We start from the raw sequence: 16,983 nt of genomic DNA, 5'->3' as shown, positions 1-16,983 counted from the left end.
AGATTTTAAGTTTTTTAACCTTTCTTGACATAAAATTAAATGAATGTTATTATATTTGAGTGTAATTTTCAACCTTCCAGTATAAAAGGGGAGGAATATCTATTGACACCGGAATTAGAACAGATAAAAAATATGCCTAAGATGGTTGGAGCAAGGCAAACAGCCCAAGCTATTCATGAAGGCAAAGCAAAAATAGTTGTTGTCGCAAAAGATAGTGATGATTGGGTTGTAAGGGATATAATAAATATGTGTAACCAAAAAAACATAAAACTTATCTTTGTTGATTCTAAGAAAGAATTGGGCAGATTTTGTGGAATCAACGTTTCTGCATCTTCTGCTGCAATTTTATAAATATTTTTAAAAAGGAGGTGTAAATAAGAGAATGCCAACAATTAATCAATTAGTTAGAAAAGGTAGAGAAAAGAAATCATTTAAATCAAAGGCACCAGCACTTCAAAAGGGCTACAATACACTTAATAAAAAGTACTATGATTTAAGCAGCCCACAAAAGAGAGGTGTTTGTACTGTTGTTAAAACAGTTACACCTAAAAAGCCAAACTCAGCTCTAAGAAAGGTTGCCAGAGTAAGGCTTACAAATGGTATTGAAGTAACTGCATACATTCCAGGTATTGGCCACAATCTACAAGAACACTCAGTTGTTTTAGTAAGAGGTGGTAGGGTAAAGGACTTACCTGGTGTTAGATACCATATCGTAAGAGGTACTTTAGATACAGCTGGTGTTGCTAATAGAAAACAAGGGAGATCCAAATACGGTGCTAAAAAGCCAAAGGCTACAGCAGCAAAAAAATAAAAAAGTAGCCTAAGATAATAAAAGTGTTAAAAGGAGGGAGAAGGTTTGCCAAGAAAGGGTCAAGCTAAAAAGAGAGATGTTTTACCAGATCCATTATATAATGATAAAGTAGTTTCAAGACTTATCAACAAGATTATGTATGATGGTAAAAAAGCGGTTGCTGAAAAAATAGTTTACGGAGCTTTTGAAATAATCAGAGAAAAAACAGGTAAAGACCCACTAGAAGTTTTAGAGCAAGCTCTAAACAACGTTATGCCTATATTAGAGGTAAGACCTCGTAGAGTGGGTGGTGCAACATATCAAGTACCAATCGAAGTTGAACCAGATAGAAAATTATCACTTGGTATTAGATGGCTTGTACAATATTCAAGAGATAGAAAAGATAAAAGAACAATGAGAGAAAAATTAGCAGCAGAAATTATGGACGCTGCAAACAATACAGGTGGATCAGTTAAGAAAAGAGAAGATACACACAGGATGGCTGAAGCTAACAAGGCTTTTGCACATTACAGGTGGTAATACAAAAATAAGGAGGTAAATAATAAGTTGCCCAGACAGTTCCCACTAGAAAAAACAAGAAACATTGGTATTATGGCACACATAGATGCTGGAAAAACAACTACTACCGAAAGAATTCTGTTCTATACTGGTAGAGTTCACAAACTTGGTGAAGTTCATGAAGGAACAGCAACTATGGACTGGATGGAACAAGAGCAAGAAAGAGGTATCACAATAACCTCTGCTGCTACAACTGCTCAATGGAGAGGGCATAGAGTAAACATTATTGACACACCAGGCCATGTTGACTTCACTGTTGAAGTAGAAAGGTCTCTTCGCGTGCTTGATGGTGCAGTTGCCGTATTTTGTGCAAAAGGTGGAGTTGAGCCGCAGTCAGAGACTGTCTGGAGACAGGCAGATAAATATAAGGTTCCAAGAATAGCTTATGTTAACAAGATGGATATCATGGGTGCAAACTTCTATAATGTTATCCAAATGATGAAAGATAGGCTTTCTGCAAACCCTGTTGCACTCCAGATTCCAATTGGGAAAGAAGACACATTCCAAGGTCTTGTTGACCTTGTTACAATGAAGGCAATAATATATGTTGACGACTTAGGTAAAGTATCTCAAGCAACAGAGATACCAGAAGACCTAAAAGATTTGGCAGAAGAATATAGACTTAAGCTTGTTGAAGCTGTTGCTGAATCAGATGAAGAGCTTATGATGAAATATCTTGAAGGCGAAGAATTAACAGAAGAAGAAATCAAAAAAGGTATCAGAAAAGCTACAATCAATTTACAGATGACCCCAGTATTATGTGGTTCATCATATAAAAATAAAGGTGTTCAGCCTCTTTTAGATGCAGTTGTTGACTATTTACCATCACCACTTGACATTGAGGCTGTAAAAGGATTTTCACCTGATACAAATGACGAGATTGAAAGAAAGACAAGTGATGACGAACCATTCTGTGCATTAGCATTTAAGATTATGTCAGACCCATATGTTGGTAAACTCACATTCTTAAGGGTTTACTCAGGGGTACTAAATGCTGGTTCTTATGTTTATAACTCTACAAAGAATAAAAAAGAAAGAATCGGAAGACTTCTTCAGATGCATGCTAATCACAGAGAGGACATTGAAACAGTTTATGCTGGAGATATCTGTGCTGCAATAGGTTTACAAAACACAACAACTGGTGATACTCTTTGTGATGAAAACAACCCAATTATCTTGGAATCAATGGAATTTCCAGAGCCAGTTATCCAGGTTGCTGTTGAGCCAAAAACAAAAGCTGACCAAGAAAAGATGGGTATTGCTTTACAAAGACTTTCTGAAGAAGACCCAACATTTAAGGTTTCAACAAACCATGAAACAGGTCAAACTCTAATTGCTGGTATGGGTGAACTTCACCTTGAAATTATCGTTGACAGAATGAAGAGAGAATTCAAGGTTGAAGTAAACGTTGGTAAGCCACAAGTTGCTTATAAAGAAACAATTAGAAAGCCTGTTAAGATCGAAGGTAAATATATCAGACAGTCTGGTGGTAGAGGTCAATATGGTCATGTTTGGCTCGAAATCGAACCTATGGAAAGAGGTGCTGGTTACGAGTTTGTAAACAAGATTGTTGGTGGTGTTATTCCAAAAGAATATATTCCATCAGTTGATGCCGGTGTTCAAGATGCTATGCAGGCAGGTATTTTAGGTGGATATCAAGTTGTTGACGTAAAGGTTACTCTTTACGATGGTTCATACCACGAAGTTGACTCAAGTGATATGGCATTCAGAATTGCTGGTTCTATGGCATTCAAAGATGGTATGAAGAAGGCAGACCCAGTTCTTCTTGAACCTATAATGAAGGTTGAAGTTGTTGTTCCAGAAGAATATATGGGTGACGTAATGGGAGATATCAACTCAAGAAGAGGTAGAATTGAAGGCATGGAACCAAGAGGAAATGCTCAAGTTATAAGGGCATTTGTTCCACTTGCTGAAATGTTTGGATATGCTACTGATTTAAGATCAAGAACACAAGGTAGAGGAACTTACACAATGCAATTTGACCACTATGATGAAGTTCCAAAGAATATTGCAGATAAGGTTCTTGAAAACAAAAACAAATAAGTATAAAATATTAATAAAATTGTCTAAAAATTAAAATTTTAAATAAAATAATATTGAGTAAGGAGGATAATATAAGCATGGCAAAGGCTAAATTCGAAAGAACAAAACCACATGTTAACATTGGTACAATAGGACACGTTGACCATGGTAAAACAACATTAACAGCTGCTATTACAAAAGTATTAGCATTAAGAGGTAAAGCTGAATTCTTAGCTTATGACCAAATTGATAAGGCTCCAGAAGAAAGAGAAAGAGGTATTACAATTAACACAGCTCACGTTGAGTATGAAACAGACAATAGACACTATGCTCACGTTGACTGCCCAGGACACGCTGACTACGTTAAGAACATGATCACTGGTGCAGCTCAAATGGACGGTGCTATCCTTGTTGTTTCAGCTGCAGATGGTCCAATGCCACAAACAAGAGAACACATTCTTCTTGCAAGACAGGTTAACGTTCCATATATCGTTGTATTCTTAAACAAAACAGATATGGTTGATGACCCAGAACTTATTGAACTTGTTGAAATGGAAGTAAGAGAATTACTTTCAAAATACCAATTCCCTGGTGATGAAGTTCCAATAATCAAGGGTTCAGCATTAAAAGCATTAGAATCAGCTTCACAAGATATTAATGCACCAGAATATAAATGCATATTAGAACTTATGGACGCTGTTGACCAATATGTCCCAACACCACAAAGAGAAACAGACAAGCCATTCTTAATGCCTGTTGAAGACGTATTCTCAATCACAGGTAGAGGTACAGTTGTTACTGGTAGAGTTGAAAGAGGTGTGTTAAAGACAGGTGAAGAAGTTGAAATAGTTGGTTTCGAACCAGCTCCAAGAAAGACAGTTGTTACTGGTATAGAAATGTTCAGAAAACTTCTTGACGAGGCTGTTGCTGGTGACAACGTTGGATGTCTTTTAAGAGGTATCCAAAAGACAGATGTTGAAAGAGGACAAGTTGTTGCAAAACCAGGTTCAATTAAACCACATACAAAATTCAAAGCACAAGTTTACGTTCTAACAAAAGAAGAAGGTGGAAGACATACACCATTCTTCAATGGTTACAGACCACAGTTCTACTTCAGAACAACAGACGTAACAGGTACAATTGACCTTCCAGAAGGCGTAGAAATGGTTATGCCTGGTGATAACATAGAAATGACAGTTGAACTCATTGCACCTATCGCTATTGAAACAGGACTTAGATTTGCTATCCGTGAAGGTGGAAGAACAGTTGGTGCAGGTTCAGTTACAACAATTATTGAATAATTTCAAGCCTAACTTCCATTATGGGAGTTAGGCTTTTATTCAATTTGAGAGGATGTGTTTTATGTCCAAAGAAAGATTAAGCCACTATTACTATACCTTTTTAAAAGAATTAGAAGGGCATTATATTCAAGATGGACTATTAGACCATGAAACATATGAAAAGCTAAAGACTTTATCAAATAAGCAGAATTCTGAAATTGGGCTTATTGTTTCACTTAATAACAAAAAGGTAAAAGAGGTTTTATTAGGGCAAAAGCACAAAATTATGTTTAGTTCTAATGAAAAAAGGCTAAAAAAAGAATATCTTATTCATACACACCTTAATGGAACACCAACTCCATCAACACAGGATTTAGCAACATTAATCAATGGAAATTATATTATGGTAATAACCCTATCTATAAAGGATGATAAAGCATCCATTGCCTTTAACACGTCAAATGAACTAAATGAGATAAAGGTATTAGGGCCATTTGATATTGATGTTTTGTTTGATAACCAGTTTATAGATGAAATAAGGGAAGTTGAAACTCAAAGAATAAAAAGCGTTAAGGTTCATAAAAAGAGGGAAAAAGAAAGGGTATTATTAGTAGACAAATGGGGACTATATGACAATGAAATTGAGAGATACAATCTAAATGAGCTTGAAAACCTTTGCATAACTGCTGGTGCTGAGGTTGTAGATAAAGTCATACAAATAAAGAAGGATATAGACCCAGCATACTATATTGGTAAAGGAAAGGCAGAGGAGATAAAACATATATGTACAACAAAAGACATTGATACAGTTGTATTTAATTGCGAGCTTAGTCCAGCACAAATTAAAAACCTTGAGGAGCTAATTTTGAAAAAGGTTATTGATAGGACAGATGTTATTTTAGATATTTTTGCAAAAAGAGCAAAAACAAACGAAGGTAAACTTCAAGTTGAATTGGCACAGCTTAAAACAGTTCTTCCAAGACTAACAGGTTATGGTAAGATTCTTTCAAGGCTTGGAGGCGGTATAGGAACAAGAGGACCAGGTGAAAAGAAGCTTGAGACTGACCGAAGGCACATTTTACGAAGAATACATGAAATTGAAGAAGAGCTTAAGAAGGTTAAGAAAACAAGAGAGCTTCATAGAGAATTTCGTAAGAAAAACAATACTCCTGTTGTTGCAATCATTGGGTATACCAATGCTGGTAAATCAACCTTGATGAATAGAATTTCGAAGGCCTCTGTTTATGTTGAAGATAAGCTCTTTGCAACACTTGATACAACAGTTAGAAAGGTATATTTTAAGGGGGTTAATTTCTTACTTTCTGACACTGTTGGATTTATACGAAACCTTCCTCACCATCTTATAGAAGCTTTTTCATCAACTTTAGAAGAGGTAAAATATGCTGACCTTATATTAAATGTTGTAGATATCTCAGATCCATTCTTTTTTGAACATATTAGGGTTTCTGAAGGTATTTTAAAAGATTTGGAGGCTGGAACAATACCTATAATCAGAGTATACAACAAGATTGATAAGGTAGAAGACTTAGATGATATTCCAATTGATACAAGGGTTGAATATACTTTTGTATCAGCAACAAATGGCGATGGGATAGAGAACTTACTTGATAAGATAGTTAGCCATTTTAGTATTGTTTAGATTAATTAGACAATATACAAAATAAAATTTATACAGTATAGACAAAAAAATATATTAAAACGCTCATATTGTTTACTATATTGCTAAAAGAGGGTATTATTATTATAAGGGGAGTTTATTAAAATGAAAGGAGATGTCCGCATTGCTGATTAGAAATTGTGCTGGTGGTGTAATATTTTACCAAGGAAAAATCTTTATAATGAAGAACGAGAAGAATGAATGGGTATTTCCAAAAGGTGTAATTAAGAATGGTGATATTGCTCCAGAAGTAGCAACAAAAAGGGTAAAAGAAGAAGTAGGTATTGATGCTAAAATCCTTTCATCTGCAGGGCAAACAAGTTACGAATTCTTTTCAGTTACACGTCAAAGACCAGTATGCAATAAGATTACATGGTATATAATGGAGGCCACATCTGAAGATTTTCTCAAGGAAAATCATGAAGAGAATGTATTTGATGCAGGTTATTTTACATTAGAAGATGCACTTTCAAAAATTACTTATAGTCAGGACAGGGCTTTAGCATCTCTTGCTTTTGAACAATATAAACAGCTTGTAAATATTTAAATCAACGCATATAATAGATATTAGCCGCATTTTTATTGTGAATAAGAGTGCGGCTAATATTTTTATTTGGTGATAAGAATGTATTTAACAATAAAAGAGAATGTTCAAGTTGAATGGATTGAGAAAAAGTCAGTTTTTATTTCCTCCATTTTTCACGTTGAAAATCAAGAAGAGGTTGATTTTTATTTAAATAATATAAGATCAAAGTATTATGATGCAACACACAATGTTTATGCATATACATATGGCATTGATTATCCTATTCAAAAGTATTCAGATGACGGCGAACCTCAAGGGACAGCAGGGCTTCCTGTAATGGAGGTTATTAAGAGAAATAATCTTAAGAATGTTTTAATTGTTGTAACAAGATATTTTGGAGGAATACTTCTTGGTGCTGGTGGACTTACAAGGGCTTATAGCAAATCTGCCTCTCTTGCTATTGAAAAAGCAGGTATATTGAGGTATATTGATTGTAAGAGGTTTAAAATAATAGTTGAATATAGCTTTTTGGAGCAGACTAAAAAACTATTAGAAAGGTTTTCTTCAAAAATAATAGAAATCAATTATTCTGATGTGGTTGATTTAGATATTGTAATTTCAAAAGAAGAGTTTGATTCTTTCATAAAAGAAATCACAGAACTAACATCAGGTGGCGTATTAATTGACAATGTATGTGATACTATAGAAGCTATTTAAATAAATCTTGGGGTTGATTAAATTGAGTATTTTCAAGGAAGGTTTTATAAAAAAAGGACTTTTAAAACCAATGAAATTAATACGGGATTTAGCAATATCCAATGACTATATATCAGGTATAGAGATATTCTTTGTGTACTTTCTTCTGCTTGTTGTTTACGCTTTTGCTCAATTCAAGTTTTTCAAAGGGATATTTGTTTTACAAGATACCTATATGTTTTATTTTAGCAGTGTAAAATCTGAAACCGAGAATTTTAGACTAATAAACTTTGTTATTTCAAACTTTTCATCTCTTGCCCTAAAGCTTATTGTAGAGATAATCTTGATATACTTCTTAGTTTGGCTTTTGAATAGAAAAAAATACTCTATATCATTTGCAATAACATCTGTTACTGTTCCATTTTTGATACCCATATATATAATTCTTCTTGGGGTAATATTTAGCTTCTTACCTATACACATGTTTGTACTCAAGCTATCAGAGATAGCTTACCTTATCTCACTATACGAAACAACCCAAAAAACATATGGTATTACAAAAGAGAAATCGCTAGTTGTGACATTGGGGACGGTTTTTCTTGTCACACTCTTCTTCCACCCGTAATCGTCCCCGTTGGCTCACTGTTTTGGTTGGCTAACGTGCTATGATTATGGCACAGAAGAGGAAGTAGACTGATACTATTGTAATGATGTTTAATAGAATACTTTTTGTAGGGATTATGAAAGATATTATTACTGCAATAACACATGCTAATGTGAGGTAAATAATCTTTTTATAGATATTTTTATCAAAGTCGAATTTGACCTTTGATATCCTTCCTATCATAACAATACATGTGATTACGGCAAATACATTAGTAAGAATAATATACCACTTGATATCTCTAAATAAGCCCAAGAAGGTTATATAACTTGCAAGCCTTAGTATTGATATTACTGTATTTTGATAAAAGTTAAAGCTTGCCTCTGATAAAGCATTGAGGATGCTCGACAAGGTTATAGAAAGATAATAAAAACTAAGTGCAGGTACAATTGCTTTTAGATATATACCTGCCTCTTTGTTTTTAAAAAGAAGAAAGCATATCTCATTTGGATAAATATAGTAAATAACCATAATTGGCAGTGATATTGCAATTGTGACTAATATAAATTTATTTATCCTTCTTGACAAAGCTTTTTTATTTCCATGTAATTCAGAAACAGTTGGAACTATAACTGTTGAAAGCGAAGTAATCAATACAGCAGGTAAGAAGGCGACAGGATAACTCATACCATTTATTACACCAAAGATTGATATGGCTTTTTCAAAGTTTATATTATTATTTTGAAAAAGCTTAGGTACAACAGAGTTTTCGATGGTTTGAAAGACATTTGATAATATACCTATTATAGCAAGCGGAATAGAAATTTTAAGCACATCTACTATAATCTTTGATAAATCAGAAAAAGTAACACTTAATCTAATACTTTTATTCTTTATCAAATAACCTATTAATAAGAAAGAAAAGCTTGAAATCTCACCTATTGGAATTCCCAAAATACTAACAAAAATCTTTTTATTCCAATCTAAAGTAAAAGTCATAAATATTAATGATACTATCGAAATTCTCATGATATTTTCAAATATTTCAGCGAGTGCTGGTGTAAGAGGCTTTTGAAGTCCATAAAAGTAACCTTTATAGATTGCTGACTGGCTTACTATTATAACGCAAAAAATAAGTGGATAAAGGTTATTTTGAAGTATAGGAGTTTTGTAAATATTATTGCAGATCCACCCATTGAGTAGAAGAAATATCATAGTAACAATAAAACTTAATAAAAGAACAAAACGACCGATAATAAATTTAACCTTTTCAGGATAGCCTTTGATATTAGAGTTTTCAGCTATGTTTTTTGAAATAGAAACTGCAATGCCACCACTTGAAAAGCTATAAAAAAGAAAATAGGCTGTCATTGCAAATGTAAAAAGGCCCATTCCTTCTGAACTAATCTGACGAGAAATCAACACTCTGTAAAAGAAAAATAATGATGTTGTGACAATATTACATGCCGATAATATTAAAACTTGATTTAAAATCTTATTCTTCATTACATTATACAAAAATATTAGTCTTAATAAGTATATGCAAAAAAAACATTTGACTTTAAAACTTTTAAAATTTATAATCTGTTTGTGAAGTAAATGTTTTTATAGGGGGATTATAATGTCAGGTCATTCAAAATGGGCAAATATTAAGCATAAAAAAGAAAAAACAGATGCTCAAAAAGGTAAGTTGTTCACAAAATTAGGTAGAGAATTAATGGTTGTTGCAAAATCTAACCCAGATCCGGAGGCTAACTCAAGGCTAAGAGATGTAATCGCAAAAGCAAGAGCTGCTAATATGCCAATGGATAAGATTATGGGATTTATAAAGAAAGCTGCTGGAGATGTTGACACAAGTGGTTATGAAGACATTACATACGAAGGATACGGGCCAGAAGGTGTGGCTGTTATTGTCGAAGCAATGACAAACAACAGAAATAGAACAGCAGGCGAAATAAGGCATTTGTTTGACAAGTTTGGTGGGAATCTTGGTCAAACAGGCTGCGTTTCTTGGATGTTTAATAGAAAAGGTGTTATTATTATTGAAAAAGAAAGCTTTCCAAATGAAGATGAGCTAATGCTTAAAGCTCTTGATTTAGGTGCTGAAGATTTTAATTCTTCTGATGATGTATATGAAATTATTACATCACCAGATGATTTTACTCAAGTTCGTGAAGCACTTGAAAAAGAGGGCTACACATTTTTAGAAGCTCAAGTAGAATTAATTCCACAAACAACAGTTAAATTAGATGAAGAAAATTCTATAAAAATGAGAAAACTGATTGATTTGCTTGAAGATAATGATGATGTAAAAGAAGTATATCACAACTGGGAAGAATAAGTTTATGTATAGCGGTGAAAAATAAGGGAATAATAGTAATAAAAAAACATGGAGGCTTTCCATGAGAACTTACTTTAAATCCTTTATTTTTACCGCTTTTTTAATTGTGATTTTTATTGTGTCATTCGCAATTGGATATACATTTACTATTAATAGTAAACAAATAAAAACTCGTGATGAGCTAAAAGGCAAAAATATAACAGAAATAGCCAATATTGCAAACAAATCAACACTTCAAAAAATAAATAATGATACAGTGTTGGTTTTGCGTAAGTATTTTAAAAAGTGTGGGCATATTGTTGAGGAACAGTCATATTTTGATCCAGAATATATAGGGCTTTATAAAACAGATATACAAAAAATATATAGAGGTTGGACATTAGAGCATTATAGCCCTAACTATGTAATACTTAGCAGGGTTTTTGATGGCCTTTGTCCTAACCATTTTATTATTTCAATAAAAGATGATAGAGTAGCTATTTTTTATTCTCAACCGCGTGATGGAGAAACATTAAAACTTATTACACCAATTGACATAAAAAACCTCAGCAATAAACAAATTGAAGATTTAAAAAATGGAATAGTAGTAGACACTTATGAACAAGCAATAAAGATTATAGAGGATTTTGGTAGCTAACTTATGGTAACAAAACCTCCTATAAGACATATTATGTTAATAGGAAAACCAATATAGGAGGTTTAGTATATGTCTGAAGAATTTGAAGGCTTTGTTGGCGGCGAACATGGCGGGCATCGTGATATCTGTGAACATATGAGAAGATTTTTAGGAGAAACAGTTACAATATTTACTGAAAGTGGCGGGGAAAGCGGTAGTGGATTTACTGGAGTGTTAGCATTAGTTACACCAAAGTTTGCAAGGTTAATTGTTAGCATGGGAACACCACCAGATGATCCAATAATGTACCATACAAGAATGTGGGATGAAGATTTAGACTTTGATGATTTTGATGGAGACCGAGATAGAGACCGTCATTGCGGACACAGAAGAAGAGATAGATGTTGCCCAAGAAAGAGAAGATTTTGCGGTCTTGGCTCAGTTGTTGATATTCCTTGTAAAAAGATTGTTGCATTTGTTCACAACGCTGTATAACAAACAGAAGATGAAAAGGGATTGTGGGAGATATCTTTCACAATCCCTTTAATTTTTTCATATAATTATTATAATAATCTTATACTATTATTTTTTGGTGAATACGCATGATAGAAGAATTAATTAAAATTGTATTGGCAATTATTATAGGTGGATTGATTGGTGTTGAAAGGGAAAATGTGCATAGACCAGCAGGCTTTAGAACTCATATTTTGGTATGCGTTGGTTCTACATTAGTTATGATGACATCGTTGTATATCTTTAAAACTTATTATCCACCAAAAACACAAATTGATGTTGCAAGATTAGGTGCCCAGGTTATATCTGGTATCGGTTTTTTGGGTGCTGGCACAATCATAAAGGATGGGGTAACAGTAAAAGGACTTACAACAGCAGCAACACTTTGGGCAGTATCTTGTATAGGACTTGCAATAGGAATTGGATATTATCAAGGTGCCATAATCACATTTATTGCTGTTTATCTTACATTAATATTTTTAAAAAAGATAGAGATTAAATTTATTTCAAAAGGGGTTCTTAAAAAGCTTTCTATTGAAGGGGAAGGGATGAAAGAGAATATACAAAAAATATCCTCAATTTTTGAAATGCTGTCAATAACAATCAAAGATGTTAATGTTGAAGAATATCAAAATAATACAGAAAAAATATCATATACAATAGCAATACCAGAAAACACAAACATTAATGAGCTAATAACAGAAATTTATATAATTAAGGGTATAAAGAGGATTTTTTTTGAATAAATATCTTTTAAAAATTCTCTACTGTGATATAATAATCAATCAGTGGAAGAAATTTTTTAGGTGGAGGATTAATAAAAGGTGACTAAAGAAGATCAGAGCAAAACCCCCTTATTTGATGCTGTGAAAAGACATATTGAGAGAAAGGTTGTCCCATTCCATGTTCCAGGGCATAAACATGGTAATGGTCTTAAGGAGTTTACAGAATTTGTTGGCGAAAATGTAATGCTAATGGACTTAAATGGCATGGAAGACTTGGACAACGCAAATAATCCAATTGGTGTTATCTATGAAGCCGAAAAACTTTTTGCAAGTGCCTTTGATGCACAGTATGCTTATTTTCTTGTAAATGGGACAACATCAGGCGTCCAAGCAATGATAATGGCTGCATGTGAGCCAGGTGATGAAGTAATATTGCCTCGTAATGCTCATAAAAGTGCTTTTGGTGGTATTATTTTAAGCGGGGCCATTCCTGTTTATGTTCAGCCGGAGATAAACAATGATATTGGTGTTGCTATGGGGGTTACAATAGATAATGTAAAAAAGGCTATTGTTAAGCACCCTTATGCAAAAGCAGTATTTGTAATAAACCCTACTTATTATGGTGTAGCAAGTGACTTAAAATCAATAACAAGAACTGCTCACAAATTTGGTATGGCAGTGCTTGTTGATGAAGCACATGGAGCTCATATGGGATTTCATAACGATTTTCCGCTTACTGCTATGGAAGTTGGAGCAGACATGAGTGCTGTATCTACACATAAGACAGGTGGATCACTTACACAAAGCTCAGCACTACTTTTAAGAGGACATAAAATTCATCCAGAGGCAGTAAAACAAACATTAAATCTTACTATGACAACAAGTTCATCATATATCCTCATGTGCTCTCTTGATGTTGCAAGAAAGCAGCTTGCTATTTATGGTGAAGAGATGCTTGAAGAGACACTTAGACTTTCAAGAATGGCAAGAGATGAGATAAATAAAATTGAAGGTCTTTATGCTTTTGGTAAAGAGCTTATTGGAACACCAGGTGTTTATGACTTTGATGAAACAAAGCTTGGTATTAATGTAAGAAAACTCGGTATTACAGGTTATGAAGCTGAAAGGATATTAAGAGAGCAATATAATATTCAAGTTGAAATGTCAGACCTATATAATATCCTTGCAATAATTTCACTTGGAGACACACAAGAAAGCCTAGAAAAACTAATTGAAGCATTAAAGGATATGTCAAAAAAACTTGGTGTTAAAGAAATAAAAACATCAACAATAGTGCCACATTCTCCACAGGTTATTGTGTCTCCACGTGATGCATTTTACAGTCAGAAGAAGACAGTTCGTCTGGAAAATGCTGTTGGTGAAATTTCAGGTGAAATGGTTATGGCTTATCCTCCAGGGATACCACTTATATTACCTGGTGAAAGAATTACAAAGGATTTGGTTGATTATATAAAAATGCTAAAAGAAGAGGACTGCCAACTCCAAGGAACTGCAGACCCATACGTTGACTATATTAGAGTCCTTGGTGGAGAAGACTAAAAGATTAAACTCATCAAATTAGAAGTTTGCAAAAACTACTAAATTACTTATGGAAAAAATCATCAATAGATAAAAAATGAGAGGGTGCTCAATAATCTTTTGGGACACCCTCTCATTTTATATAACAACAAGAATAACTAAAAACTATTTTTTTTTAAACTAGTCAAGTGGCTTAAACTTGCCGACAATTAAGTTTTCGAGGTCTTGATACATTCTTACCATTTGTTCTTTTGATGAAACAAAATCAGTATGTCCATTCTTATCAACAATATAGAAATCATCATTATAAGGTATAAATTTAACTATGTCAGTATTACCATTTGAAAAATAATACTTCAAAGTATAGTCAGCCTCACCGGATGGCTTTTTATCATTTTCACCATCAACTAAGATACCAACCAAAATTTGATAAAATTTTCTAAAGAGATCTTCATCAATCTTTTTACCATCTACTTTAAAGGTTGATTGATATTCATCTTGTTCATCTGCACTCTTTGCTTTCTTCACAAGTTTTCTATCTTGTGTTATCACATGTGTTTTATTACCATGCGATATCTCAATCTTCTTAACATAATCTATATTTGCAATAAAAGCAAACTTATCAGCTACTTTAAAAGGTGTTGTGGTTCTTAAAAAGTCAATATTAGAATTGCTTATAGTATAAATAATATTTGAATTTCTTTGTTTTAAATATGTGTAATCACTATCTTTAGCATTACCTATCATAATATCAAGGGTTTTCTCTTTGTCTTTTACAATAAGTTCTGCAACAGGATTGTCAAGGCCATATTTTTTAAAATCATATGTTGCTTCAACAACTTCCTCAGGAGTAATATTTGCAATACTCTCAATTACACTCGATAAATCTTGGGAGGAAGCTGCTCTTTTCTCACTATAAGGTTGAGCTAAAAACCATATACTACCAATATCATAAGGCTTATCTTTTGCCTTTGTGTCATCCTCTCTTACTAATTCGAGAGTTTTTTCACCTTTTTTTACAATTTTGATATATTGAATTTCATCTGATGTAAGCTCAGGTAAACTTACAGTAAACAAGCTGTTTAGTTTTGTCATAAGATTATCACCAATATTTTGCCAAACAGTAAATACTCTTTTATCCCCATCCTTCATTAGATAAAAGGTATTACCAACAGCTGTTTTGTCTCCTAATAATAATGTCACTTTTGAACCATCTTTATATGTTGCTTGTCCAATAACAAAAGGTGTTTGCAAACCATACTTTGATAAATCTTTTGGATTACTTTCAACTACATTTTCAGCAAAAAGGCTTGAAAATGTGAAAACAATATCATCAATCTTATCTTGGTTTAAAAAGTCAGGGTTTTTAATATTATTTGCTAACCATTTGCCGTTTTGCTTATAAAGTGTCAAAACTGTTCCATCAGCATCTAAAGTAACCTTTACAATGTCATCTTTATTTTTCTTAAGTATTTGAACAGAATTTGAAGGTTGTGTTTTATTTGTAGCTTCTTTCTTAGGATGCTTTAAAACATAAATGTATGCACCAACTAAAACAAGTAATACAGCAAATGCAGCAATAAGCCTGTAAGTTTTCTTCATAGATGTCTCCTCCTCAGCCATACACTAAGACCAGCTAAGAATATAATTACTGGTATTACAATAACAGCAATCCCAGATACTATTAAAGACTGTGTTGTGCTAATGTTTAATCTTTCAATTGTTAAATCCTTTGAAGCAATTTGAATATCGGTTTTCTTTTCTTGTAACCAATTTAGACTGTTGACAACAAGGTTTAAGTTGCCAGGAACCTGTTTTGAGTATTGTTCATTCAAAAATACTGCACTTGCCATAACAACAATCTTTGCATCCTTTGGCTTTAACATATTATTTAATCCTTGAGCTTTGTCAGTAACAGCAACTGCTAATGCAAATGGACCTGATTTGTCATCTTTACCTTTTGTTAATGAATTATCTTTAAGGTTAGTTCTCAACCAAGAATTATTAGTTGTAGTTAATAGATTTTCTATTGTAAGAGTTCTTTTCTTTAACTTTGCTTCTGTAATTGCTTGTGAACCAGGGAATAAAACATACATATTGCTTGAACTTATTGGGTCTACAATTTCATGCGATTCAAGCTTTGGAAGTATCCATATTGGATTTCCGGCATTGTTATTATTATCCCCTTCCATCACAACGCCTTGAGCAAGGTTAATGCCAAAACTTTCAAATATTTTATTGAAATTATTGAGCTTATTGCTAACAACATCCATTAAGAATAGTGCTCTTCCACCTTTAGAGAAGTAGTTTTTTAGTATTGTTGTTTCTTTATCAGTAAGGTCGTTTTTTGGGGAAATAACAACTACTGCAGTAGCATCATCTGGAACCTTACCAGATGTAAGTAAATTAAGGTCCTTAATCTCAAAATTAGCTGATTCAAAATCACTTGATACACCAAGCTTAATTATTGTATCTTCACCATGTCCCTGAAGTTCATATAAAACAGGGTTTGTATCTGAAGTTACATATAATATAGCAGGTGTTAAAAGCTGTTCAAGTTTAAGGCCTGTGACGTTAGTTTGACCTGTTGTATTATCAACATTGTATTCAATCATATCGTATTTACCAATAACTCTGAACTTGCTACCGCTTACAACAATAAGTGAACCTTCATCAATTCCAGCACCAGACTTATCATATTGTTTTACAAGTCCTGGATTTTTATATGGATCAATATATTTTATTGAAATCCTTTTTGATGAATCCTCATACTTTTTCAAAAATTGATTAACTATCTCATTTTCGTTGCCAGTTGCATATAAAGCATAAATTGTAATATCTTTCTTAAGATCTTTTAAAGCTTTAATTGTTTGGTCAGATAGTGAGTAAAGCTTGTTTTGTGTCATATCAAGCTTTAGGGGTATCTGACTTACAAGAAGGTTTGCAACAATTAAAATAACCAAAACAAAAGCTGTAATCAAAGCAGCATATCCGCCATATTTAAACTTTCTATTTCTAAATGAAGCCTTAAAATTTAAATCTACTTTCACTCT

At 33.1% G+C, this 16,983-nt stretch carries 17 protein-coding genes; 14 read left to right on the top strand and 3 right to left on the bottom strand.

The genetic code is table 11. From position 1 onward, the window contains the following. Positions 1 to 102 precede the first annotated feature (102 nt). The 9 genes from ACAG39_07160 (at position 103) to ACAG39_07120 (ending at position 8,217) form a co-directional block, all read left to right on the top strand. Entirely contained in the window at positions 103 to 351 is a 249-nt protein-coding gene (locus tag ACAG39_07160) for a L7Ae/L30e/S12e/Gadd45 family ribosomal protein (GenBank protein MEZ0537019.1), read from the top strand. 31 nt (positions 352 to 382) lie between these two features. After that, the gene (gene rpsL / locus ACAG39_07155) at positions 383 to 811 is read left to right on the top strand and encodes a 30S ribosomal protein S12 (GenBank protein MEZ0537018.1); all 429 of its coding nucleotides are present in this window, start codon (positions 383 to 385) and stop codon (positions 809 to 811) included. A gap of 45 nt (positions 812 to 856) precedes the next feature. Further along, positions 857 to 1,330: a 30S ribosomal protein S7 gene (gene rpsG / locus ACAG39_07150; GenBank protein MEZ0537017.1), complete on the top strand. Its 474-nt coding sequence runs from the start codon at positions 857 to 859 to the stop codon at positions 1,328 to 1,330. Positions 1,331 to 1,357: 27 nt separating this feature from the next. Then, complete coding sequence (gene fusA, locus ACAG39_07145; protein ID MEZ0537016.1) at positions 1,358 to 3,433, top strand: elongation factor G; 2,076 nt, start codon at positions 1,358 to 1,360, stop codon at positions 3,431 to 3,433. 77 nt (positions 3,434 to 3,510) lie between these two features. Beyond that, positions 3,511 to 4,713, top strand: coding sequence for an elongation factor Tu (gene tuf / locus ACAG39_07140; GenBank protein MEZ0537015.1), 1,203 nt, complete (start codon positions 3,511 to 3,513; stop codon positions 4,711 to 4,713). Positions 4,714 to 4,774: 61 nt separating this feature from the next. Next, entirely contained in the window at positions 4,775 to 6,352 is a 1,578-nt protein-coding gene (hflX, locus tag ACAG39_07135; protein ID MEZ0537014.1) for a GTPase HflX, read from the top strand. 142 nt (positions 6,353 to 6,494) lie between these two features. Further along, entirely contained in the window at positions 6,495 to 6,917 is a 423-nt protein-coding gene (locus ACAG39_07130; protein ID MEZ0537013.1) for an NUDIX hydrolase, read from the top strand. Positions 6,918 to 6,995: 78 nt separating this feature from the next. Continuing rightward, complete coding sequence (locus tag ACAG39_07125) at positions 6,996 to 7,613, top strand: YigZ family protein (GenBank protein MEZ0537012.1); 618 nt, start codon at positions 6,996 to 6,998, stop codon at positions 7,611 to 7,613. A gap of 22 nt (positions 7,614 to 7,635) precedes the next feature. Next, positions 7,636 to 8,217, top strand: a complete 582-nt coding sequence (locus ACAG39_07120; GenBank protein ID MEZ0537011.1) for a hypothetical protein — start codon at positions 7,636 to 7,638, stop codon at positions 8,215 to 8,217. 30 nt (positions 8,218 to 8,247) lie between these two features. Here ACAG39_07120 and ACAG39_07115 read toward each other — a convergent pair whose 3' ends face one another. Continuing rightward, on the bottom strand, positions 8,248 to 9,702 hold the full coding sequence (locus ACAG39_07115) for an oligosaccharide flippase family protein (protein ID MEZ0537010.1): 1,455 nt from the start codon (positions 9,700 to 9,702) through the stop codon (positions 8,248 to 8,250). Between the two features lie 115 nt (positions 9,703 to 9,817). On the opposite strand from ACAG39_07115, the gene ACAG39_07110 reads away from it, so the two are divergent. The 5 genes from ACAG39_07110 to ACAG39_07090 all read left to right on the top strand — a co-directional run bounded on the left by ACAG39_07110 (position 9,818) and on the right by ACAG39_07090 (position 13,951). Continuing rightward, entirely contained in the window at positions 9,818 to 10,537 is a 720-nt protein-coding gene (locus ACAG39_07110) for a YebC/PmpR family DNA-binding transcriptional regulator (protein ID MEZ0537009.1), read from the top strand. A gap of 61 nt (positions 10,538 to 10,598) precedes the next feature. After that, positions 10,599 to 11,174: a BofC C-terminal domain-containing protein gene (locus ACAG39_07105; GenBank protein MEZ0537008.1), complete on the top strand. Its 576-nt coding sequence runs from the start codon at positions 10,599 to 10,601 to the stop codon at positions 11,172 to 11,174. Between the two features lie 135 nt (positions 11,175 to 11,309). Next, on the top strand, positions 11,310 to 11,648 hold the full coding sequence (locus tag ACAG39_07100) for a hypothetical protein (protein ID MEZ0537007.1): 339 nt from the start codon (positions 11,310 to 11,312) through the stop codon (positions 11,646 to 11,648). Between the two features lie 107 nt (positions 11,649 to 11,755). Continuing rightward, positions 11,756 to 12,412 (top strand): MgtC/SapB family protein, encoded by a 657-nt coding sequence (locus tag ACAG39_07095; GenBank protein ID MEZ0537006.1) that lies wholly within the window; start codon positions 11,756 to 11,758, stop codon positions 12,410 to 12,412. A gap of 78 nt (positions 12,413 to 12,490) precedes the next feature. Next, positions 12,491 to 13,951 carry an aminotransferase class I/II-fold pyridoxal phosphate-dependent enzyme gene (locus tag ACAG39_07090; GenBank protein ID MEZ0537005.1) on the top strand — a complete coding sequence of 487 codons (1,461 nt, stop codon included), beginning with the start codon at positions 12,491 to 12,493 and terminating at the stop codon, positions 13,949 to 13,951. Between the two features lie 159 nt (positions 13,952 to 14,110). On the opposite strand, the gene ACAG39_07085 is transcribed toward ACAG39_07090, so the two are convergent. Beyond that, positions 14,111 to 15,532: a DUF4340 domain-containing protein gene (locus ACAG39_07085; GenBank protein MEZ0537004.1), complete on the bottom strand. Its 1,422-nt coding sequence runs from the start codon at positions 15,530 to 15,532 to the stop codon at positions 14,111 to 14,113. Then, positions 15,529 to 16,980, bottom strand: a complete 1,452-nt coding sequence (locus tag ACAG39_07080; GenBank protein ID MEZ0537003.1) for a GldG family protein — start codon at positions 16,978 to 16,980, stop codon at positions 15,529 to 15,531. Before ACAG39_07080 ends, ACAG39_07085 begins: the two co-directional genes overlap by 4 nt. Between the last annotated feature and the right edge of the window lie 3 nt (positions 16,981 to 16,983).

This window comes from Caldicellulosiruptoraceae bacterium PP1 (genome assembly GCA_041320695.1).
Lineage (GTDB): Bacteria > Bacillota > Thermoanaerobacteria > Caldicellulosiruptorales > Caldicellulosiruptoraceae > JBGGOQ01.
This window is presented reverse-complemented; position numbering and strand designations above follow the sequence as displayed.

Coding starts and splice junctions, on each gene's coding strand:
- ACAG39_07085 (MEZ0537004.1), bottom strand. CDS start 15,532: ATGAAGAAAACTTACAGGCTTATTGCTGCATTTGCTGTATTACTTGTT.
- rpsL (MEZ0537018.1), top strand. CDS start 383: ATGCCAACAATTAATCAATTAGTTAGAAAAGGTAGAGAAAAGAAATCA.
- ACAG39_07095 (MEZ0537006.1), top strand. CDS start 11,756: ATGATAGAAGAATTAATTAAAATTGTATTGGCAATTATTATAGGTGGA.
- ACAG39_07105 (MEZ0537008.1), top strand. CDS start 10,599: ATGAGAACTTACTTTAAATCCTTTATTTTTACCGCTTTTTTAATTGTG.
- ACAG39_07110 (MEZ0537009.1), top strand. CDS start 9,818: ATGTCAGGTCATTCAAAATGGGCAAATATTAAGCATAAAAAAGAAAAA.
- tuf (MEZ0537015.1), top strand. CDS start 3,511: ATGGCAAAGGCTAAATTCGAAAGAACAAAACCACATGTTAACATTGGT.
- hflX (MEZ0537014.1), top strand. CDS start 4,775: ATGTCCAAAGAAAGATTAAGCCACTATTACTATACCTTTTTAAAAGAA.
- ACAG39_07115 (MEZ0537010.1), bottom strand. CDS start 9,702: ATGAAGAATAAGATTTTAAATCAAGTTTTAATATTATCGGCATGTAAT.
- ACAG39_07125 (MEZ0537012.1), top strand. CDS start 6,996: ATGTATTTAACAATAAAAGAGAATGTTCAAGTTGAATGGATTGAGAAA.
- ACAG39_07100 (MEZ0537007.1), top strand. CDS start 11,310: ATGAGAAGATTTTTAGGAGAAACAGTTACAATATTTACTGAAAGTGGC.